This window comes from Waltera sp. (assembly GCF_046969025.1).
GTDB lineage: Bacteria > Bacillota > Clostridia > Lachnospirales > Lachnospiraceae > Acetatifactor > Acetatifactor acetigignens.
In genome coordinates this window covers 109,295-131,682 of the sequence record NZ_JBKVQF010000001.1, presented here as the reverse complement: position 1 = coordinate 131,682, position 22,388 = coordinate 109,295, and the positions used below count along the sequence as shown (strand labels likewise).

Here is a 22,388-nt window from a genome sequence, read left to right as displayed (position 1 = left end):
AAAAAGCTGGGTAATTTACGCGCACGGCTCGATCAGTATCACACTGATATTGTCTCTGCCGCCGTTGGCATTGGCCGCCTCCACCAGGCTCTCTGCCTTCTCCACAAGGTCTCTGGCTCCGCTGATAATCATGCGGATTTCCTCGTCTTCCAGCATATTTGTCAGACCATCCGAGCACATAAGGACGATCTCACCCTCCTGTAATTCCACGGTAAAGAAATCCGGCTCCACTTTGTCTTCCGCCCCTACCGCTCTGGTAATAATATTTTTATCCGGATGGTTCCTTGCATCGGCACGATCCAGTTCTCCGATCCGTACCATTTCTTCTACATACGAATGATCTCTTGTGATCTGGCGGATCTTGCTGCCCACCACATAGAGTCTGCTGTCTCCTACATTGGCCACCTGTAAGAATCTGCCCATGCAGGATGCCACCACAACCGTAGTCCCCATTCCTTCCAGTTTTTCATCCTCGCTGGCTCTCTTGCGGATCACATCATTGGCTTCCTCAATGGCTTTGCGGAAGATCAGGGTGGGATTCTTCTCAAAAGAATTCTCCATCTCGGCAAGCATGGTCTCTACCGTTACCTTGGACGCATAGTCTCCCGCATTGTGACCACCCATACCATCTGCCACGATAAATACATTCGGCAGATTTCCCACCGGTTTTTCAGAGGTATAGATATAGTCCTGATTTACTTTTCTTTTCCTTCCGATATCGGTTATGGAAAACGTCTTAAGCACGTCAAACTTCCTCCTGTGAGAGTTCCCCCGGGTTCTTCGCCTCCTGCGTATGACGGCGTCTTAACTGTCCGCAGGCTCCGTCAATATCCCGGCCCATCTCCCTTCTAATTGTAACATGTATCATCTTACTTTCAAGTTTATTTTTAAATGCCTGAATGTGCTTCGTATCCGACTGCACATAATCCCGCTCTTTAATGGGGTTGACCGGGATGAGGTTGATATGGCAGCACAACGGCTTCGCCAGGGCGATCAGTTCCCTGGCATCCTCTTCCGTATCATTCACACCGCCCACCAGACTGTATTCGAAAGTGATCCTTCGTCCGGTCTGTTTGAAATAATACTGACAAACTTCCATCAACTCTTTGATAGAATACCGGTTGGCAATGGGCATCAGTTTTCTTCGTTTTTCATCGGTGGTGGCATGCAAGGACAATGCCAGTGTGATCTGCAGCTTTTCATCCGCCAGCTGCCGCATTCTGGGCACGATTCCACAGGTGGACACCGTGACATTTCTCTGGCTGATGTTCAGACCGTTCTCATCGGTCAGAAGATGCAGAAATTTCAAAATATTGTTATAATTATCCATCGGTTCCCCAGTGCCCATGACTACCACATTGGAGACCCGCTCCCCCGTCAGTCTTGTGATGGCGTAAATCTGATCCAGCATCTCGGAAGGAGTCAGATTCCGTTCCAGTCCGTCCAGCGTGGACGCACAGAATTTACAGCCCATACGGCATCCCACCTGTGAAGAAATGCACACACTGTTGCCGTGCTTATACTGCATCCAGACACTTTCCACCACATTGCCATCAGATAATTCAAACAGGAATTTTTTCGTTCCGTCGATCTTGGACTCCTGTATTCTGACAGGGTTTACACAGGTGTATTCATATTTTTCCTTACATTGCTCCCTGAATTTTGCGGAGAGGTTGGTCATTTCATCAAAGCCCCTGACCAGCTTCACATGCATCCATTCATACATCTGCTTTGCCCGGAAAGCCTTCTCTCCCATGCTCTCCAGCTCTGTCTTCAATTCTTCCAGATTCAAGGATTTGATATCTTTTTTCGTATCCATTTTTCGTTCTCTTACTTCTTATCTCTCACGCTTTTCTGCGCAGTCTTGCATAATAGAATCCGTCGGTCTCATCCGTTCCCGGCAGAAGCTGTCTCTCTTCTTCCAGTACAAACGGGAAATTCTCTGTGATCCAGACTGCCATCTCCTGATTTTCCCCGCGGTGGATCGTGCAGGTACTGTAGAGCAGTACACCGTGCGGCTTCACATACTGCCATCCGGCTGCCACGATCTGCCTTTGCAGTTCTGTGATGGATTGCAGGCTTTCCGGTGTGGCATGATATTTGATATCTCTCTTTTTTCCCATAACACCAAGACCAGAGCAGGGGACATCCATCAGCACCACGTCCGCATATTTTTCCTTCTCCGGATCATGCACCGTGGCATCATACACCTGAACCTCCACATTCCTACGGTTCATGCGCTCCAGATTCTCCCGGATCAGGTCCGTCTTGTATTCCGATATATCACGGGACACGACGTGGCCTGCTTCCCCTGCAAATTCCGCCGCCAGGATCGTCTTGCCACCCGGAGCCGCACACAGATCCATGACCGTATTACCTGGGCATATACCTGCCGCTTCCACTGCAAGTGCGGAGCTGGCATCCTGCACGGTAAATTTGCCTTCCGCAAAGCCCGGAAGTTCACTTACATTTTCCAGATTCTGTGCCAGATACACATAAGGAAGTTCCCTGCTTTGCTGCAGACGTACACCGGTTTTCTCAATTTTCTCCGCCAGTGACTCTCTCTCCGCTTCGGTCAGTTCCGTGGAGAACCGCAGGGATACCGGATGAATGGAAAGGAGTCCTTTTAAAAGTGTTTCCGTTCCTTCTCTGCCATATGCAGGCAGCCACAGATTCACGATCCATTCCGGCATGGAATATTTTATGCTCAGATATTTCACCGTATCCTTGGGATCCGGCAACGGCATCTGTTCCTTGCTGCGGGAAATATTACGCAGCACCGCATTGACGAAGCCTTTCAGGGTACGGAAGCCTCTTTTGGCCGCCAGTTTGCAGGCCTCATTGCACACCGCACTGTCGGGAACTGCGTCCATATACAGGATCTGATAAGTACTCATGCGAAGAAGACAGCGGATCAGAGGCTTCATCTTCCGGACCGGAACAGAAGAAAACCGATCCAGATAATAGTCCAGCTCCAGCTGTCTCTCTATCGTACCTTCCGTGACTCTTTTGATAAACGCTTTCTCTCTGGGATCCAGATAATCGTATTTATCCAGAACCGCTTTCATCAATTTATGGGAAAAATCCTGCCCCTTTTCCAGACTGAGCAGGATCTCCACTATAATCTCTCTTGTATCGGTCGTTGCATGATCACTCAAGATTAGTCTCTCCTTCTGCGATTGCCGCCGTACAGCAGGATCAGTCTGAGCAGCTGTAATGCGGAGGAGGCCGCTCCTGCCACATAGGTCAGAGCCGCTGCCGTCAGCACCTTTTTGCCGCCGCTTACTTCTTCACTGCCTAATAACCCGTATTCTTCCACCTTCACGATAGCTCTGTGGGAAGCATTGAATTCCACAGGCAGTGTCACCAGTTGGAAAATAACGGTCAGGGCAAATGCCCAGATACCAAGCTGGATCAATGTCTGGTTCCAGCTGAGCAGTACTCCTAAAAAGATCAGGGGAATGCTTAAATTGCTTCCGATATTCACCACCGGCACCAGTGCAGCACGAATGCTCATGGGGGCATAGCCATGGGCATGCTGAATGGCATGTCCGCACTCATGGGCCGCAACACTGACCGCGGTCACCGAGGTTCCGTTAAAGTTGTTGTAAGACAGTCGCACCGTATCCGTCCGGGGATCGTAATGATCACCGTCATCGGAGTTCAGGCACTCGATCTGTACATTGTATAAGCCTTCTCTGTTGAGAATGTTGCGGGCCGCTTCCGCTCCCGTCAATCCTCTCATATTCCGGACTTTGCTGTATTTGCGCATGGTGGAATTCACCAGTGCGCTGGCACCCAGACACAATACCAGTCCGACCAGTACCAGAAAATAAGTAGGATCCCAATAATAACCATATCCGTAATAGCCACCGTACATACGAAAGTCTCCTTTCTGTCAACACCGCTTACCCGATCGTTGCTTTTCATTTCGTCGTATCCTAACGCTCGCCCAGAAGCTCTCCCGGCTGTACCTTTACCCCCAGCAGGAAATCGTGAGTTGTCATACGCTTTTTACCTTCCAGCTGCAGTTCCATCACCTTTAAGGAGCCTTCCGATGCAGCCACTTCAAAGGAATCCTTATTCACCGTAAGGATCGTGCCCGGTGCTTCCTTATGCGCAGTTGCCATAGGAATGGCTTTCCAGATTTTCAGCTGTTTTCCATGATAATGCGTATATGCACTGGGCCAGGGAGTCAGTCCACGGATCAAACGATCCAGTTCTGCCGCTGTTTTCGTAAAGTCCAGCTTTCCCATCTCTTTGGTGATCAGGGCCGCGTAGCAGGTCTTGGTATCATCCTGCTTTTCCGGTACCAGTTTGCCTGCCTCCAGCAGAGGCAGTGCCTCGGTGATCGCTTCCCCGCCCAGCACCATCAGCTTGTCATGCAAAGTTTCAAAGGTGTCCTCCGAAGTAATGGGGATTTTCTTCCGGTACAACATATCGCCGGTGTCCAGTCCCGCATTCATCTGCATGATGGTCACACCAGTCTCGGCTTCTCCGTCGATGATCACTCTCTGGATAGGAGATGCCCCGCGGTATTTCGGAAGGAGGGATGCATGGATGTTCAGACATCCGTATTTTGGCAGATCCAGAATCTCCTGAGACAGGATCTGTCCGAACGCCGCCACGATATAAATATCTGCGGGATATTTTTTCAGTTCCTCAATGGCTTCCGGTGTCTTGATCCGACGGGGCTGGAATACAGGAATGCCATGTTTTACCGCACATTCCTTCACGGGAGGAAACTGTAATTCTTTGCTTCTGCCCTTTGGCTTGTCCGGCTGGGTCACCACTGCGGTGATCTCATGGCCCTGTGTGATCAGTGCCTCCAGCGCTCCCACGGCAAAATCGGGAGTTCCCATAAATACGATCTGCATAGTCTGTCTCCTTTCCGGAAAGCTTACTCTTCTTCCTCATCCTCGTAGGTCATATCCTGCAGCGGTCCTTCCGCCTTTTCCACATAGAGATGACCGTCCAGATGATCCAGTTCGTGGCAGATGGCTCTGGCCAGCAATTCTGTTCCTTCTACTTCGATGGGCTTCATATTCACATCCAGTGCTACCGCTTTCACATAATTGGGTCTGGTTACGATGCCGAACTTACCGGGTACGCTAAGACACCCTTCCTGTCCGGTCTGCTCTCCACTGCTCTCTACGATGCGGGGGTTGATCAGAATATACGGATCCTCTCCGGTGGTATCGATCACCACGATTCTCTTCAGGACACCTACCTGTGGTGCCGCCAGCCCTACGCCATTGGCATCGTACATAGTCTCCAACATATCCTCGATCAGTTCTTTGGTCCGGGGTGTCATCTCCTTGACCTCTTTGCAGGTCTTGGTCAGTACTTCATCCCCATATTCACGAATGTTTCTGATTGCCACAGTTCTTTACCTCCTATAACACGCTTACTGGGTCAAAATCAAATTGTATACTCATCTGTCTGGGCTGCCACTGTCTGAGAGTTTCCTCCAGTCTGTCCTTTACTTCCACCAGGACATCATACTCCGCATGCTTCACATAGAACACATACCGGTAGATATCATTGATCTTGCTGATGTTAGCAGGGGCAGGTCCCAGTACCTGTATCTTCTTATTGGACTGTTCTTTTTGCTTTCCTGACAAAAAGTCCATATTAGACTTTACCACATCTGTCAGTCTCAGGGCAAGCTGTTTTGCATTTTCTTCCTCTTTCCCGTAGATCTGTACTGCCAGCATATGAGCCACCGGTGGGTAGCCGGACAGCTCTCTATACAGAATCTCCTCCTGATAAAAGTTCTCGTAATCCTGAGCCGCAGCACAGGTAATGGCGTAATGATCCGGCTGATAGGTCTGGATCACCGCTTCCCCGGGGAGCGCTCCTCTGCCGGCCCGGCCCACCGCCTGGGTCAGAAGCTGGAAAGTCCGCTCTCCCGCCCGGTAATCCGACGCATTTAACGACAGATCCGCCGCCAGGATCCCCACCAGTGTCACCTTGGGGAAATCATGTCCCTTGACGATCATCTGGGTGCCGATCAGCACGTCCGCTTCCCCGTTTGCGAAGGAGGATAATATTTTCTCATAGCTGTCCTTCGTCCGGGTGGTATCCGCATCCATGCGCAACGTCCGCACACCGGGGTACAGCTCCTTTAATTTTTCTTCGATCTGCTGGGTGCCTGCCTTAAATCCCAGAATATATTTCGATCCACACTTGGGACAAAGCTTCGGCATCGGCTGTGTATAACCACAGTAATGACAGATCAGCCTTCCTCCCTTATGTTCCGAGAGAGAGACATCACAGTGCGGACACTTCATGACCTCACCGCAGGAACGGCAGGACACAAATCCCGCGTAGCCTCTCCTGTTTAAAAACAGGATGGTCTGCTGGCCCTTGTTCAATCGATCCGCCATTAATTCCTGCAATTTCCTGCTGAAAATAGAACGGTTACCCTCCTGCAGTTCCTGTCTGAGATCCACCGTGTACACCGTAGGAAGTTCCCCGCCGGTGAGACGTCTGGTCAGTTGAAACATGCGATACTCCCCCTTACCGGCACGATAATAGGCCTCCAGGGAAGGTGTGGCTGAACCCAGCACTACACTGGCCCCGTACAGTTTTGCCACTTCCAGCGCAGTCTCTCTGGCATGATATTTCGGAGTACTTTCACTTTTATAGCTGTTCTCCTGCTCCTCATCCATAACGATCAGACCAAGACTTGGAAACGGCGTAAAAAGTGCGGATCTTGGGCCGATGATCACATCGATTTCTCCAGCTTTGGCCCGTTCGCACTGATCGTATTTTTCCCCGGGGGATAACGTGGAATTCATCACGCTGACCCGATCACCGAATCTCTGGTAAAATCGCAGCAGTGTCTGATAAGTCAGGGCGATCTCGGGAATCAGCACAATAGCCTGCCGTCCCCTCGCGATCATTTCTCCGATCAGCCGCATGTATACTTCCGTCTTGCCGCTGCCGGTGATGCCGTGGATCAGATAGGTCTGTCTCCTTCCGGCATCAAAATCCTTCAGCACTTCCGTAACGATGGTCTGCTGTTCCTCACTCAGCGTATTACGCACTGCCTCTACGGACTGCATTTTGACCGGATTGCGATAGCTTTCGGAACTGACCAGTTTTGCCGCGCCGCTTTTTACAATACTGTTTACCGTGGCTGCACTGACCCCCAGTTTTCCGGTGATCCACTCATAGGGAATTGTCTCCTGTTCTGACAGGGCTTTTAACAGTCTTGCTTTGGCCACCTGTTTTTTCCGTTCACATTCTCCTAATAATGACAAAATCTCTTCTCTGTTCATCAGACGTACCAGCTGTCTGTGTTCCAGCTTTTTTACCGACTGTTTTGCCGGCAGTACCGTCTTCAGCGCCTGGATCATGGTACAGCCGTAATTCCGACGGATCCAGGCAGCCAGAGCAATCATTTTGTCCTCCACTCCGGTCTCTTTTTCCGGCATTCCTGCGATATCCTTGATCTTCTCCGGAGCGAACTGACACGTTTCCCCCAAAGCCACCACGTAACCCTTGATGAGACGATTGCCGTTGCCAAACGGGATCATGACACAGGCTCCCGGCTCCAGTCTGCCCCGCAGACTCTCCGGCACCCGGTATTGAAATGTTCTATCCAGTTTTTCGTGGGAGATATCTACAATGATATCCGCATATAACGTATTCAATCTGTTTTCCTCATTATTTTGCTGCAGATCCCGGAATATGTCCTTCCGCCAGAATATCCCGAATCAGATCTCTCTCATCCATGGGATGCTTCACCCCGCGGATCTCCTGGTAATCTTCATGTCCCTTGCCTGCCAGCACGATAATATCTCCGGGTTCTCCGTGTTCGATAGCATAAGTGATGGCTTCCTTACGATCGCAGATCTCTACATAATTTCCATCCGTTTTTGCCATACCTGTCTTGATATCGTCGATAATATCCTGTGGTTCCTCAAAACGGGGATTGTCGGAGGTAATGATGGTCAGATCCGCCAGCTTGCCGCTGACCTCTCCCATCTCAAAACGACGCTGTCTCGAACGGTTGCCTCCGCAGCCGAACAGGCTGATCAGTCTGTGAGGTTCATATTCCCGCAACGTGGTCAGCAGACTCTCCAGTGCCATGGCATTGTGGGCATAATCGATCAGCAGGGTGAACTGATCGGATACCTTGATCATCTCGATACGGCCTTTTACCTTTGCCTGCAACAGCGCCTTTTTAATGTTTTCCTCATCTACCTTGAAATGACGGCAGATGGCAATAGCCGCCAGCGCATTGTACACGCTGAATTTGCCGGGCATGGGCACTTCCACATCAAAATCCATCAGTCCGGCTACGTGGAAAGTCACGCCCAGTTCTCCGGGCTTATGCACCAGTTTCCGTTCTTCCGCCCGGAGCATACAGTGCTCTCCCATTCCGAAGCTCTCCAGTGTGCAGGTATGTCCTTCCGTCACTGCCTGCCAGTGCTCATCGTCACCATTCACAATACCTACCTTGCACTGTTTGAACAATAATCCCTTGCAGTGCAGATATTCCTCGAAGCTGGCATGCTCGTTGGGACCGATATGATCCGGTTCCAGATTCGTGAAAATACCGTAATCGAACACAAAGCCCTGCGTACGGTGCAGCATCAGCGCCTGAGAGGATACTTCCATCACAACCGTATCCAGTCCTGCCTCCACCATACGGGCAAAATACTCCTGCAGCAGATAGGATTCCGGGGTGGTATTGTTGGCATGGATATGTTCGTCTCCAATGATCACTTCGATGGTTCCCACCAGTCCCACTTTATAGCCGGCATTTTCCAGAATGGACTTTACCAGATAGGTGGTCGTTGTCTTACCTTTGGTACCCGTGATACCGATGACTTTCAGCTTTTCTGCCGGATGGCCGAACCAGGCCGCAGAAATAAATGCCATGGCATATCTGGTATCCGCTACTTTGACCACCGTCACATCCACATTCTCCGGCAGTTCCACGTCTTTTTGCACCACTAGTACTCCGGCTCCCTGCTCTGCCACCTGTGCAGCAAAATCATGACCGTCAAAATTTGCTCCGCCGATGCAGAGAAATAAGCATCCCGGAACGACCTTGCGGGAATCATAGACCACCGCAGGGATCTCTCTGTCCAGTGTTCCCTGTACCAGCTCATATTCCAAGTGTTCCAGAAGCTCTGCTAATTTCTTGTTTTCCATCTTATTCTTATCCTTTTCCATAGAGGTATCCGCCTTTCTCTCAGGAATCTTTTTCACATACTGTATTTTATTTTACTCTTTTTTCTCAGAATGTACCACCCTTAAATTTAGTTGCATCTTTTGCTTTTTCCGAAGCAATGGTATAATATTACTGATTTTTATTTAAGGGGGAATTCTCATGAACGGTTTCTATGGATCTGCATTCGGAAATATCCTTGGCACACTTTATTTTCTTCTATTTCAATGTGTGGGGTTTCTGTACATAAAACGTATTTTTCCTAAAAAGGGACTTCTGTTCCATCTGCTGACCGGCAGTGTATCCGGCTCTGTTCTGTTGCAGTGGATTCCTGCTCTGTTTGCCTTCTTCTTCGGTTTTTCCATGACAGCTCATATTATGGCTCTGCTTTTCGTAGTCATTTGTCTGGTCCTGCTATATGTCTTTTGCCATCCTGCCGCGGCAGTATCTTCGACTGCTCCCGCCAAAGACTACCGGCAGCTGTTGCGCAGAAATTATGCCTTTCTTCTGCTGGCAGGCGGTACCTTTGTTCTGTTTTGTATTTTGTTATCCACCCACACCATCCTGCCGAAGGACGACGGTCTTCATGTGGGGCAGTGTACTTATGGGGATCTGCAGATGCACCTGGGAATCATTACAAGTATTGCCAATCAACAGACCTTCCCTCCTTACTACTCCATCTCTCCCTGGGATAAGCTCTGCTATCCTTTCCTGTGCGACAGTATTTCTTCCAGTATTTACCTGTTTGGTGCATCCCTGCGCTATGCTTATATGCTCCCTATGTATTTTGCCTTTTTCCAGGTCATAACGGGATTTTATGCCATTGCCGATGTTCTGTTCCATGATCGCGCCAAATCTCTGGCTGCCTGGGTCTTATTTTTCTATAACGGCGGTCTTGGCTTCGTATATTTCATTGACTGGAGCAGAGAAGGCGGTTATAAATTCAGTGATATTTTTACCGGCTATTACACTACCCCCACCAATCTGGTCGACCGGAATATCCGCTGGGTCAATATCATCGCAGATATGCTCCTGCCACAGCGTGCAACACTCTTTGGCTATGCGGTCCTGTTCTGTGCCATCTGGCTGCTGCTTCGGGCCATCCGGAACGGGGAAAAAGAATGTTTTCTCCCTGCCGGCATCCTGGCAGGGGCATTACCTATGATCCATACCCATTCCTTCGTTGCCATCCTGATCTTAAGTGCCTGTTGGATGTTGCTGTGCCTTTACCGGTCCGTGCCGCATAATACTTCCCCGGTAGAGCATCCGGGAGCCGTTCTGCTCGGATGTTTCGTGACCTGTATGATTCTTCTGGAAATTCTGAACGAAAGTTCTGCTGCCGTTGCACCTGTACTGCTCTTTCGTTTTGGCATCCTTGTTGCGGCATCCCTCGTGCTATACGGTCTGTCCTTACTGTACCGGTGCTTTTCCGGTAAAAGTACAAACAATGATACACTGCAGAAGTTTTTGACCACCTGGGGAGTTTTCTTTGGTGTGCTTCTGCTTCTTGCACTTCCGCAGTTATTGGAATGGACTTTTGGCCAGACAACGCAATCCGGCTTTTTGCTGGGGCATTTTAACTGGGGAAATCAGGGCGATACTTATTTGTGGTTTTATCTGAAAAACTGGGGTGCGATCCTGCTATGGTTCGTCCCTGCCATGATTCATTGTAAAAAAGAAGATTTTGATGTGATGTCCGGGGCATTTCTCCTGTGGTTTGTTGTGGAAATCATTTCCTTCACCCCTAACACATATGACAATAATAAACTATTATATATAACTTATATATTTGTCTGCTGCCTCAGTGCCGATTACGGAATTGATTTCCTGCGTTCTCTGAAAAAAGCCTCTTCACGATACCTCTGCATGATCGGCATGGTATTTCTTTGCACCTTTTCTGCCGTTCTGACCCTGTGCAGAGAGGTAATATCCGATTATACCGCTTATTCTTCCGCACAGGTGGAAGCTGCAGCATTCGTCGAGCAAAATACCTCTCCCACATCCCGTTTTCTTACCAACAACAGGCATGTAAATGAAATTGCCGCCCTTGCAGGGCGCAATGTGTTAAACGGGGCGGGAACCTTTTTGGCAATGCACGGTCTCTATCACACAGAATATCACGAAGATTTCCGGACAATTTATGAGACTCCCGCTGTTTCTGCTGATCTGATCCGTACTTACGACATCGATTATATTGAAGTCTCTTCCTGGGAACGGGCAAGTTACGCTGTCGATGAAAACTACTTCCGCTCCGCCTGGCCCTGTATCTTTGACAACGGAGAAATTCAGATTTACCAGATCAATCCATAATTTCACACTTGGAAGTCGCAAGACCCTCCGCATCACTGTTGGATGCACTTCCGAAGTTCTGGATCAGGCCGATCAGCTGTCCGGACATAAGCACGGTAAACAACGAATATCCGATACGTCTCACCGGAATGTAGCTTAAGGACATTACCAGTACGATCAGATCCGACATCAGATACACCCACTGGATCTTCCAGCCGGTAGCATGGGAAATACTCATGGCCAGGGCATCATCTCCGCTGGGGGCTCCGCCGATGCGCACGCACAGTCCGGCACCGACACCGACGAACAATGCTCCCACCAGTGCTGCCAGAAGGGGCATATTTGCCAGTTCCGGCCACAGATGAGGAAATTGCTCGCAGATTTTATAGGTTCCTGAGAATCCTGCGGTAGCCAGAGCCGAATAGGCGATAAATTCCTTGCCTAACAGCTTCCATCCCAGGATATAACATAAAATATTCATAATCCCTCCGGTAAACGCCGGAGAGATTCCTGTCCAATGCTCCAACAGCAACGTGGCTCCCAGCACACCACCCTCCGTTACTCCGGAGATGGAGTGCACGTTATATAATCCAAATGCCAGAATAAAACTTCCCAACAAAGTTATGGCACAATTTTTTAAGGTAATATTTTTCAGTGCCTGTCTCCATTCGTAAATCTGTGTTTTCATTTTTGTACTGCTATTCCTTCTATATTTTTATAATTTTTATCTATATGATGTCGGGGTCAAAAGCCCCCGACTTTGATGCCTACGGATTGTTCCGTGCTACGCACTCCCACAATCCTACCCAATATTCGCATATCGTGGGATTATCATCCCACTTTTATGCTCATATCGGGGCGGGTCCTAAGGTCTTTCACCCACCTATGAGCAAGCTCATGTGGGCTTAGACCTTTTGACCCTGGCATCATCCATATTTTTATATTATAATCCATAACTTTCGGGTGGTGTCAAGCATTATCAGAAACTATTTTGCTTTTCCAGACATCGTAAAGCCCCAGGCTGTTGCGCCTGAGGCCTTACGATTTTCTTATGAGGGGGGGAGATAGTGAGTTCATCAACTATCTGAAATACATATTACAGGGTAAATGTGTACAGAGTGTGTACGAATTCTAACTTAATTCTAAAATGTGTCTTGAGGTTTTATAAACTGCGGTAAGTTTCTCTCCGGACACCAAAAAGCCTCAGGCATCGTACCTAAGGCTTTTCGGTTTCTTATGAGGGGGGGAGATAGTGAGTTCATCAACTATCTGAAATACATATTACAGAGAAAATGTGTCCATTTTGTGTTCAAAAAATAAAAAATTTAACAATAGTTCTGCATGACGAACTGTACTTCTGTTTTCCCCTTATAGGTATTCTGGCTGACCTGATATACCACGGACAATGGGAATTTCCCTTTCCCGGCGTAAAGTGCCTCTTCACTTCCAACACCATATTTTTCATCCAGGAAAGCTCCCAGTTTCTCCAGATCTCCAAAAAATACCACCGTCTGTGTCGTACCCTCCGGTGTCTTCACCCGGAATCTGGCACAGGTCTTGTTGGCACCCATTTTAAAGCCCGCCTGAAAGACCAGCCCCTTCTGGGCAAACAAAGGACGTGGATTCCCGGTGCCGAAAGGCTCCAACAGGGCAAACTCTCCCGCCAGCGCATCATCCGCATACCCCATGGGCATTGCCACATCGATATGTACTTTCGGAATAAAATCATCCTCCGTCAAAGTGCATTTTTTATTCAAAGCAGCTCTCAGCGGTTCAATATCCTCTTCTCGCATGGAAAGGCCTGCTGCCAGCTTATGACCGCCGTACTTGGTAAAATACTCTTTTACCTGCGTCATGGCATCATACATGTGATAGGCTTCTATGGATCGTCCGGAACCCTTAACTCCATCTTCTCCCTTGGTCAGAATGAAGACCGGATGATGGTATTTTTCTCTGACTTTTCCGGCAATAATACCGGCAATGCTCTCATGTACCTCCGGCAGATAGATCACCATAACTTTATCTTCTGCCATATGATGTTCCTGAATATACTCATCCGCTCTCTGAATTCCCTGTACTGTCAGGTTCTTGCGGCTCTCATTCAGGTCTTTCAGCTCTCTCGCCGCGGTCATGGCATCCGCCCTGGTAAAGCTCTGCAGCAGTTCCAATGCCCGTTTGGCAGTATCCAGTCTTCCCGTGGCATTCAGGCAGGGTCCCAGCACAAATCCCAGATGATAGGCGCTCAGCCGATCTGGCGCAATATCATTCACTTCCATCAGCGCCTTCAAGCCTTCGTTATATCCCTTCTGGATACGCTTCAACCCTTCCTTCACCAGAATGCGATTCTCATCTTTTAACTCCATAACATCGCATACGGTAGACAGTGCCGCAAATTCCAGTAACTCCTCCTGAATATTTACAAGTCCCGGATTTCCTGTCTTTTCCGTGATCGCCTGGATCAGTTTCAGTGCTACCACGCCACCACAAATGCCGGAAAAAGGATACGTATCGTCTGCTCTCTTGGGATCCACCACTGCCAGCGCCGGAGGCAGCTGTTCCTTCCGCTCTCCGTTTTCTTCTATATATGGAACTTCATGATGATCCGTAACGATCACCCGCATGCCCAGAGAATTTGCCATTGCGATCTGGGGTGCCGCTGCAATTCCGTTATCGCAGGTCACGATCATACCGACACCTTCTCTTTTGGCCTCTTCGATCAGATGCTCGTTCAATCCATAGCCGTCATGGATTCTGTGGGGAATAGCCGTGTCCACCTGAGCCCCCAGCATCTGAAAACCTTTGGTCAGAATATAGGAAGAACAGATTCCATCCACATCATAATCCCCGATGACCCGGATATGCAGCCCTTCCCTTACCGCTTTTAGAATTTCCTCCACTGCCTTATCCATATCCTTTAACAGCCAGGGAGAATAACAATCTTCCAGTTTCCCGTAGAGGAACTTCTGTATCTCACTCTCTTCCGTCAGATCCCGGTTTCTTAGGATTCTCGCCGTCACCGGACTGATATGAAATTCCTTCGCCCATTTATCAAAATCTGCCTTTTTTGCGGCTACATACCATTTTTCCATACTTTTCCCACTTTCATAATTTTGCTCACGTATTCGTGCTTTCGCACTCTACATTCTGCTTCACAGCCGATTGTTTTTCCCTGAGACTCATTACATTGTACCATAAAAATTCTTGTGCATCTTCTCTTTTTATGCTATAGTCAATTCAATTTCTATTTTAAATTTCTTACATCCGGCGTTTCGCCATTTTTCAAGCAACTTTTAATGACACTAAGGAGGATTCTGCCTATGAAACACAAACAAGTATTTTCCATGAACCTTACCGGTCCTATTGACTACGGTTTCCGCAATGACTATATGTTCCGCGCTGCCCTGCAGCTAAGTCAAAAGGCTCTGATCGGTCTCATCAGTTCTCTGCTCCATCTGCCACCATCCGCAATTAAGTCCGTCACCATTACCAATCCAATCACTTTAGGTGCAACTATTGAAGACAAAGATTTTGTTCTCGATACCAATGTCTTGTTGAACAATAATACTCTCATAAATTTGGAAATGCAGGTGAATAACCTATACAACTGGCCGGAACGTTCCCTGAGTTATCTGTGCCGTAACTTTGATCAACTAAATAAAGGACAAAATTATTCTGAATTAAAACCTGTAATTCACATTGGTTTTTTAGACTACACCCTGTTTCCGGAACACCCTGAGTTCTATGCTACATATCGATTACTGAATCTTAAGGATCATTTTGAATATAGTGACAAACTCACACTTTCTGTGGTAGACTTAAAGCATATAGAATTGGCTACTGACGCTGACAAAGCATATGGCATTGATAAATGGGCTGCTTTATTCCGGTCTATTTCATGGGAGGAAATTCTTATGACTGCTAAAAATGATGAATACCTGATGGAAGCGACAAAGACTTTATATAATCTGAATGCGGATGACATGGTCAGACAACGCTGCCAGGCACGAATGGATGCTGAACTCCAGGAACAGTATCTGCTGAAGAAGATTGATACTCTGACTGCCGAGAATGCCGCGAAAGACGCAGAGATTGAATCTCTGAAAAAGGAACTTGCCAGTTTGCAGCAGAATGTATAACCATAACTTAACTTTAAAAGGAGCCGGAACATTTCATTCCGACTCCTTTTTTGATTCCATTCTACTATGTGAAATCTTATTTTGCCTTCGGCGCGAATTTCTTTCTCAGTACATACCACAGAGCACCTGCCACGCATACGGAGGAATAAGCACCGCAGATGATACCTACCATCAAAGGCAATGCAAAATCACGGATACTGGTCACACCCCAGATGTACAGAGCACCTACCATTACCAAGGTGGTAAGGGAGGTAAATAAGCTTCTGGATAATGTCTGCGTAATACTGCGGTTTACAACCTCCTGCAGGTCATCCTTCTTCGTCATGACTGCCATATTCTCACGTACACGGTCGAATACTACGATGGTGGCGTTGATGGAGTAACCTACGATGGTCAGCAGACACGCGATAAAAGTATTGCTGACGGATACTCTCGCCAGTGCGTAGAAGGTGATCACTACCAGCACGTCATGGAGCAGGCAGGCAATACTGCTGACACCGAAACGGATATCGCTGAAACGGAAGCGGATATAGATCAGCATGCAGATGATTGCTACTGCTACCGCCAGGATCGTATCGGACTTCATTTCATTACTGATGGTGGAGCTGATGGTCTCGGAAGTAATCAGAGACTCATCTACGCCGAAGTTATCCACAAATACCTGATTCAGAGCCTGTCTCTGATCCACATCCAGAGAGTTGGTCTTGAAGATAACTTCATTGGAACCCTGCACGGTCTGGATCTGTACTGCACTGCCGGTGGTGCTCTCGATCAGAGGAACCATCTGGCTATTGATCTCATCCAGGGTATAGCTTTCGTTGAATGTAACAGTAGTTGCGGTACCGCCCTTGAACTCCAGACTGTAGTTCAGTGCATCACCACTGTTTACTTTATATACTCCCATGGTAATGAATCCAACCAGGATCACTGCCAGAGACAGTCCAAAGAAAATACCCTTCTTGCCGAGGAAGTTGATCGGCTTGTGCTCCTTGCCGATACCATACCACTTAGTATCTTTCAGTCCCAGTGCGTAGAAAGCTTTCATAATGTACTTGGTCACTACCAGTGCAGTGAACATGGATAATACAATACCAAGTGCCAGCGTCTGTGCGAAGCCTTTGACAGTACCGGGGCCTAACAGCCACAGCACTGCCGCTGCGATCAGGGTAGTCACGTTACCGTCGATAATAGCGGACAGTGCCTTGTCATAACCGATCTGCATAGCACTCTTAACAGTCTTGCCTGTTGCCAGTTCCTCACGGATACGGGCAAAGACGATAACGTTGGCATCCACTGCCATACCGATAGACAGGATGATACCTGCGATACCGGACAGGGTCAGGGTTATGTCAAAGCCGTTCAGCAGCAATACTACCAATGCCACATAAATACCCAGTGCAATGACAGAAGCAAATCCGGGCAGGAAATATACTGCAATCATGAAAACAGCCACTACGATAAATCCGATCACAGCTGCTTTTAAGCTGGTGGAGATGGCTTCCACACCCAGCTGTGCACCAACTACCTTGGAATGCAGCTCTTCCAGCTCCAGCTTCAGTCCACCGATACGGATGGTGGAAGCCAGGCTCTCTGCCTCTTCATAGGAGTTCATAGGAGATATCTGTGCATTACCATCGGAGAACACACCTTTTACGGAAGGAACACTTACAAAGGATCCATCATAGTAGATACCCAGGGTCTCGCCCTTCTCGTAAGCATTTCTGGTAGCCTCTTCAAACTTCTTAGTGCCTTCCTCCGTCATCACCAGATCTACCGCATAAGTGGAATTGCCCATCGTCTGGTCCTTGATAGAGCCTGCGGTAGCAGTCTTGACATCTGTACCCTCCAGCATGATGGATCCATCTGCCTTCAGTTCATCGATGGTCTTATTCAGAGCGTACGCATAGCTTACATTGCCCTGTGCATCGGTCACTGCCTGCATAGAGTAGTTCGCATTGCCGTCCTTGTCTGTCTCTGCAATGAAATACAGGGAACCGGGACGTCCCAGCTCTTCCAGGATCTTGTTGGCATCTGTTACACCGGGAATCTCGATATTGATACGATCGGTACCCTCCTGGTATACAATAGCCTCTTTACTGTAGTTCTCAACACGCTTCTGCAGCTTGGCAATAGTATCTGCCATGTCCGTTGCATCCGGCTCTTCATCGCCTACCACCTGATAAGTGATACTGACACCACCGGCCAGATCCAGTCCCAGACTGATGTCTGAAGCACTGGCAGTTCCTTCCGCATCTACGCCATACAGATCCACATAGCCGACACCCAGCAGGACCAGAAGGGCGCAGAGCAGAATGATGATTGCTTTACTTTTTTTCATCTTTCCTTTGTCCTTTCTATTCTTCTGAAGCTTCTGCTGCTTCCGCAGCCTTCAGCATGATAGCACATTCGATACGCTTTCTCTGCAGCTCACAGCCGATGTCATACGCATCATTGATATTGCCATGGAAATTATAGGAGTTCGCAGCACATCCGCCGCTGCAATAGAACTTGGCAAAACACTTCTTACACTTGTCCTTTGCATAGACATTACAGCATTTGAACTCGTCACGGATATCATCTCTTACCACACCGGTATCCACATTGCCCATGAGGAACTTCTCGTTACCCACGAACTGATGGCAGGGATACAAGTCTCCCCAGGGAGTAACCGCCAGATATTCGGTACCGGATCCGCAGCCGGAGAGTCTCTTGGCTACGCAGGGACCGCCCTGCAGATCGATCATAAAGTGGAAGAAATTGAAAGCCTTGCCCTCTTTCTTACGCTTGATCATTTCTACTGCCAGTTTATCGTATTCTTCCTTTAAGATCGGAAGATCCTCTTCTCTGATGGCATAATCATCCGTAGGCTGTGCCACAACGGGCTCCACGGAGATCTGTTTGAATCCCAGATCTGCCAGATGCAGAACGTCCTTGGAGAAATCGAGATTATTGTGGGTGAACGTACCACGCACATAATAGTTCATCTGGTCTCTGCTCTCCGCTACCTTCTGGAACTTGGGAACAATGATGTCATAGCTGCCCTGTCCGCCACGGAAAGGACGCATCTTGTCGTTGATCTCCTTACGTCCATCGATACTCAGCACGATATTACCCATTTCCTTATTCACGAACTCCAGGATCTCATCATTTAATAAGATACCATTGGTAGTCAGGGTAAAACGGAACTTTTTATTGTTGGACTTCTCTAAGCTTCTGCCGTATTCTACCAGCTGCTTTACCACATCCCAGTTCATCAGTGGTTCACCGCCGAAGAAATCCACTTCCAGGTTCACACGGTTGCCGGAATTGGCTACCAGGAAATCCAGTGCCTTTTTGCCGACCTCAAAGCTCATCAGCGCTCTTCTGCCGTGGTACTCACCCTCTTCCGCAAAGCAATATCTGCAGGCAAGGTTACAGTCATGGGCAATGTGCAGGCACAGTGCCTTGACTACGGTCTGGCGCTTCTTAAAATCAAAAATGTAATTCTCATAAATATCGGGAGCAAACAGCTGTCCTGCCTTCTCCAGCTCCAGGACCTCGTCCACCGCTTCGGTGATCTCTTCCTGGGGATAGGGGATATTTGCAAGATTCAGTACGGCGGCCTTGATAGTATCCGCATCCTTGATGCCTTCCGTTACCAGAGGCTCTACCAGCGGGATCATATCATACACAATATCATCTACCACATGGACAGAACCACTGTTCACATCCATAACGATATTATAGCCGTTGCTCTTATACTGGTGTATCACAGTTCTATTCCTCTTCTTTCTACTTCTTATTGCTTAAAATACATTAACATTAACTATTCGGAACCCCATTCGCAAAATCGTCCTCCGGACTTTCCTGAATAACATGCCTGCATGTTATTTGCTCATGTGGTTACTTCGCCGTATTTTGCCGGACGTATCTTCTTACGTATGCAAGCATCCGACAAAGAATACGCTGTCATCTCCAGCTCCGAATAGTTAACAGAGAATAAGCAGCGACCTGAATCGCTGCTTACGTTAGTCTCTTCTCATTTTCTTAGATTATTTAATCTTTTCACAACTCTGGTTTCCTACAGTGCAGGAAGTCTTACATGCAGACTGGCAGGAAGTCTGGCACTCGCCGCAGCCGCCCTTTTTCATGGATTCCTTTAAATCTCTGGTTGTTAAAGTCTTAATATGCTTCATTAAAAATAGCCTCCTTATGATTTCAAAGCGCCTATAGACGCCAGCGTGTATATAAACATACAGACACGCAACTCATTTTTGCTCATTATATCATGTATTTGGCATTTGTAAAAGCTTTTTTTCTCAAAAACCGTTAAATTCCTGTCCATTTCTGTATTTTACCCTAACATTCCGCCCAGTGTCCCCCCGGCCACACACAATACCATTGTGGTCCAGAAGGAATTGCCCAATGCAGTTTCCGGCGTTTTGATCAATACGGATACCACCGCCAGTATCACGAAATATGCTGCCCCTAGCAGTGCTCCCCAAAGAAACTTCTGCGTCTCCATCTTTTTTCCTGCCAAAAATCCCGCCATAAAGGTAGTTACGACATAAATAGCCGAGATTGCAATGGTCACCATTCCTTCCGTCAGATGCAATTTATACAATAAAAGTGCCAACAGACATAAAAGCAACAGTGTCAGCACATAGGATGCCAGCAGACATTTTGCCAGTGCAAGCACCGGAACCCCTTCTTTTCTCTCGCCTCTTTTTTCCATGTTGCTCCTCCTTTTTACCTATGTAAAATATATATTCAAATCATTCGGAAAACTTGACAACTATTCCTGTCCTATTGTATATTGTTGCTTAATAACTTATAAATGGGGCTTATGCCTACTACTATTATTTAAGAAGGAGTGAACTTTTTTGGATACCTCTGGTGTCATACAACTTGTTTCTATCGTAATTCTGATTTTTCTATCCGGCTTTTTCTCTTCTGCCGAGACAGCACTGTCCACGGTCAATCGTGTACGAATGCGTACCCTGGAAGAGGAAGGCAGCAAGCGTGCTGCACGCGTCAACAAAGTCCTGGACAATTACAGTAAAATGATCAGTACCATTCTGATCGGCAACAATATTGTCAATCTGACTGCATCTTCCCTGGCAACAACATTAGCTATGCGAATCAATCTGGCTGTAGGTATCGCAACCGGTGTTCTGACCATTGTCGTGCTGCTCTGCGGCGAAATCGTACCCAAGACCTGGGCAATACTGTATTCTGAGAAGCTGGCCCTGACATATTGCAATGTAATCTATTTTCTGATGCAGGTGCTCACGCCGGTCATCTTCATTGTGGATCTGCTGTCCCACGGTATCATGAAGCTGTTACATATCGATCCCAACAAAAAAGCCAGCACCATGACTGAAAGCGAGCTGAAAACCTACGTGGACGTCAGTCATGAGGACGGTGTCATCGAATCCGAGGAACGCAAGCTGATCTACAATGTGTTCGATTTTTCCGATGCCCACGCCAAGGATATCATGATTCCACGCATCAATATGGTAACGGTCAGTCTGGATGCTACTTATGACGATGTTCTGGCAGTTTTCCGGGATTCCATGTATACCAGGCTTCCGGTCTATGAGGATGACAAGGACAATATTATCGGTCTGATCAATATCAAGGACTTTATCCTGACGGAGGATCAGAGTGCTTTCCATGTGGGAAACATTTTGCGTGATGCTTACTATACTTACGAGTACAAGAAAATCGCAGATCTCATGTATGAGATGCGGGAAAAAACCACCAATGTCTCTTTCGTATTAAATGAATACGGTGCTACCGTTGGTATGATCACTCTGGAGGATCTGTTAGAAGAGATCGTCGGTGAGATCCGTGACGAATACGATGAGGACGAGGAAGAACTGATCCAGAAGATGTCAGAAGATACTTATCTGGTGGAAGGCAGCATGAAGCTGGATGACATCAACGACGTTCTTGGAACAAATCTGACCAGTGAAGATTATGACTCCATCGGCGGTCTGATCATCGACTGTCTGGATCGTCTGCCGGAGGATGGTGAGGAAGTTACCCTGGAGAACGGTATTCACTTGAAGGTACAGGGTATCGACCAGAACCGTATCATCAAGGTACTGATGACGATTCCAGAACCCAACGAAGAACATGTGGAACACAGTTCCGAGACCTCTGAGAATCACGAATAACTCTGACGGTTCCGCAGTCCCTGAGGCACACGGACAGTTCTGGCACTCCCGCAGCTTTTGCGATCCACGAACCGCACCGGCACTTCCGCTCTTTTGTGAATTATGAATGGGAATAACGAAAGGAATACAAATGTCACAGGATAAAAATACACAAAACAAGAAAACAAAAATGACTTCCAAACAGATCTTCGCGATCATTGGAATTATTCTGCTGGTGCTTTTATATGTCGTGACGCTTTTTGCGGCGATCTTCGACAGCTCCGCCAGCCACGCGCTATTCGCCACCTGCCTGCTAGCCACCGTGGCCATCCCTCTTCTCATCTGGATCTACACCTGGATGTTTGGAAAACTGACAAACCGCTCCACCTTCGCAGACTTCCATCCGGAAGAAAAGGAGAACGAAAATAAATAGCAAGTTAGTTTGGTGTAAAAAGCCCCAAAACAACAAATTCCGTACAAAAAAGTTCCGAAATCAGGATTTTTTGTACGGAATTTCTTTATTTTGCTTGTGTAGCGAAAATAGAGACTTTTTACATAGCAAAATCTTATGTTTTTGTATTTTTTTCGTAGAAATTGGCGTTTTGAATACAAACAGAACTCCCTCCGCTACGAACC

The 22,388-nt window shown here is 47.8% G+C and carries 18 protein-coding genes; 4 read left to right on the top strand and 14 right to left on the bottom strand.

The features are described from left to right. Positions 1 to 15: 15 nt before the first annotated feature. The 8 genes from ACLTOH_RS00560 to ACLTOH_RS00525 all read right to left on the bottom strand — a co-directional run bounded on the left by ACLTOH_RS00560 (position 16) and on the right by ACLTOH_RS00525 (position 9,192). Positions 16 to 744 carry a Stp1/IreP family PP2C-type Ser/Thr phosphatase gene (locus ACLTOH_RS00560; RefSeq protein ID WP_118502571.1) on the bottom strand — a complete coding sequence of 243 codons (729 nt, stop codon included), beginning with the start codon at positions 742 to 744 and terminating at the stop codon, positions 16 to 18. Position 745: 1 nt separating this feature from the next. After that, entirely contained in the window at positions 746 to 1,819 is a 1,074-nt protein-coding gene (gene rlmN / locus ACLTOH_RS00555; RefSeq protein WP_412223086.1) for a 23S rRNA (adenine(2503)-C(2))-methyltransferase RlmN, read from the bottom strand. A gap of 25 nt (positions 1,820 to 1,844) precedes the next feature. Further along, positions 1,845 to 3,158, bottom strand: coding sequence for a 16S rRNA (cytosine(967)-C(5))-methyltransferase RsmB (gene rsmB, locus ACLTOH_RS00550; protein WP_118730713.1), 1,314 nt, complete (start codon positions 3,156 to 3,158; stop codon positions 1,845 to 1,847). A gap of 2 nt (positions 3,159 to 3,160) precedes the next feature. Further along, the gene (locus ACLTOH_RS00545) at positions 3,161 to 3,880 is read right to left on the bottom strand and encodes a zinc metallopeptidase (protein WP_117464742.1); all 720 of its coding nucleotides are present in this window, start codon (positions 3,878 to 3,880) and stop codon (positions 3,161 to 3,163) included. A gap of 61 nt (positions 3,881 to 3,941) precedes the next feature. After that, positions 3,942 to 4,877 (bottom strand): methionyl-tRNA formyltransferase, encoded by a 936-nt coding sequence (gene fmt, locus ACLTOH_RS00540; RefSeq protein ID WP_117464741.1) that lies wholly within the window; start codon positions 4,875 to 4,877, stop codon positions 3,942 to 3,944. Between the two features lie 23 nt (positions 4,878 to 4,900). Further along, entirely contained in the window at positions 4,901 to 5,383 is a 483-nt protein-coding gene (gene def, locus ACLTOH_RS00535) for a peptide deformylase (protein WP_022312555.1), read from the bottom strand. A 13-nt stretch (positions 5,384 to 5,396) separates the two neighbouring features. Continuing rightward, positions 5,397 to 7,661, bottom strand: a complete 2,265-nt coding sequence (gene priA / locus ACLTOH_RS00530; protein WP_412223085.1) for a primosomal protein N' — start codon at positions 7,659 to 7,661, stop codon at positions 5,397 to 5,399. Between the two features lie 13 nt (positions 7,662 to 7,674). After that, positions 7,675 to 9,192, bottom strand: a complete 1,518-nt coding sequence (locus tag ACLTOH_RS00525; protein WP_412223084.1) for a UDP-N-acetylmuramoyl-L-alanyl-D-glutamate--2,6-diaminopimelate ligase — start codon at positions 9,190 to 9,192, stop codon at positions 7,675 to 7,677. 157 nt (positions 9,193 to 9,349) lie between these two features. Here ACLTOH_RS00525 and ACLTOH_RS00520 point away from each other — a divergent pair, with 157 nt between their 5' ends. Next, complete coding sequence (locus tag ACLTOH_RS00520) at positions 9,350 to 11,497, top strand: hypothetical protein (protein ID WP_412223082.1); 2,148 nt, start codon at positions 9,350 to 9,352, stop codon at positions 11,495 to 11,497. On the opposite strand, the gene ACLTOH_RS00515 is transcribed toward ACLTOH_RS00520, so the two are convergent. Together ACLTOH_RS00515 and recJ are read right to left on the bottom strand one after the other, a co-directional pair. Then, the gene (locus ACLTOH_RS00515) at positions 11,487 to 12,164 is read right to left on the bottom strand and encodes a YitT family protein (RefSeq protein ID WP_022312551.1); all 678 of its coding nucleotides are present in this window, start codon (positions 12,162 to 12,164) and stop codon (positions 11,487 to 11,489) included. The two genes, ACLTOH_RS00520 and ACLTOH_RS00515, sit on opposite strands and share 11 nt — an antisense overlap. A gap of 637 nt (positions 12,165 to 12,801) precedes the next feature. Beyond that, the gene (gene recJ / locus ACLTOH_RS00510; protein ID WP_227732308.1) at positions 12,802 to 14,565 is read right to left on the bottom strand and encodes a single-stranded-DNA-specific exonuclease RecJ; all 1,764 of its coding nucleotides are present in this window, start codon (positions 14,563 to 14,565) and stop codon (positions 12,802 to 12,804) included. Positions 14,566 to 14,793: 228 nt separating this feature from the next. On the opposite strand from recJ, the gene ACLTOH_RS00505 reads away from it, so the two are divergent. Next, entirely contained in the window at positions 14,794 to 15,612 is an 819-nt protein-coding gene (locus tag ACLTOH_RS00505) for an Rpn family recombination-promoting nuclease/putative transposase (RefSeq protein WP_412194310.1), read from the top strand. A 76-nt stretch (positions 15,613 to 15,688) separates the two neighbouring features. Here the strand turns inward: ACLTOH_RS00505 and secD are convergent, their stop codons facing one another. From secD to ACLTOH_RS00485, 4 genes are all read right to left on the bottom strand, one after another. Then, entirely contained in the window at positions 15,689 to 17,950 is a 2,262-nt protein-coding gene (gene secD / locus ACLTOH_RS00500; RefSeq protein ID WP_117464733.1) for a protein translocase subunit SecD, read from the bottom strand. A 16-nt stretch (positions 17,951 to 17,966) separates the two neighbouring features. Then, on the bottom strand, positions 17,967 to 19,364 hold the full coding sequence (gene scfB / locus ACLTOH_RS00495) for a thioether cross-link-forming SCIFF peptide maturase (protein WP_117464732.1): 1,398 nt from the start codon (positions 19,362 to 19,364) through the stop codon (positions 17,967 to 17,969). 279 nt (positions 19,365 to 19,643) lie between these two features. Then, a complete protein-coding gene (scfA, locus tag ACLTOH_RS00490) occupies positions 19,644 to 19,787 on the bottom strand; it encodes a six-cysteine ranthipeptide SCIFF (RefSeq protein WP_022154192.1) in 144 nt (47 codons plus the stop codon). 158 nt (positions 19,788 to 19,945) lie between these two features. Then, positions 19,946 to 20,326, bottom strand: a complete 381-nt coding sequence (locus ACLTOH_RS00485) for a TIGR04086 family membrane protein (protein WP_117464731.1) — start codon at positions 20,324 to 20,326, stop codon at positions 19,946 to 19,948. A gap of 148 nt (positions 20,327 to 20,474) precedes the next feature. On the opposite strand from ACLTOH_RS00485, the gene ACLTOH_RS00480 reads away from it, so the two are divergent. Together ACLTOH_RS00480 and ACLTOH_RS00475 are read left to right on the top strand one after the other, a co-directional pair. After that, positions 20,475 to 21,773, top strand: coding sequence for an HlyC/CorC family transporter (locus ACLTOH_RS00480; RefSeq protein ID WP_022312296.1), 1,299 nt, complete (start codon positions 20,475 to 20,477; stop codon positions 21,771 to 21,773). A gap of 130 nt (positions 21,774 to 21,903) precedes the next feature. Continuing rightward, a complete protein-coding gene (locus ACLTOH_RS00475; protein WP_022312297.1) occupies positions 21,904 to 22,185 on the top strand; it encodes a hypothetical protein in 282 nt (93 codons plus the stop codon). Positions 22,186 to 22,388: the final 203 nt, after the last annotated feature.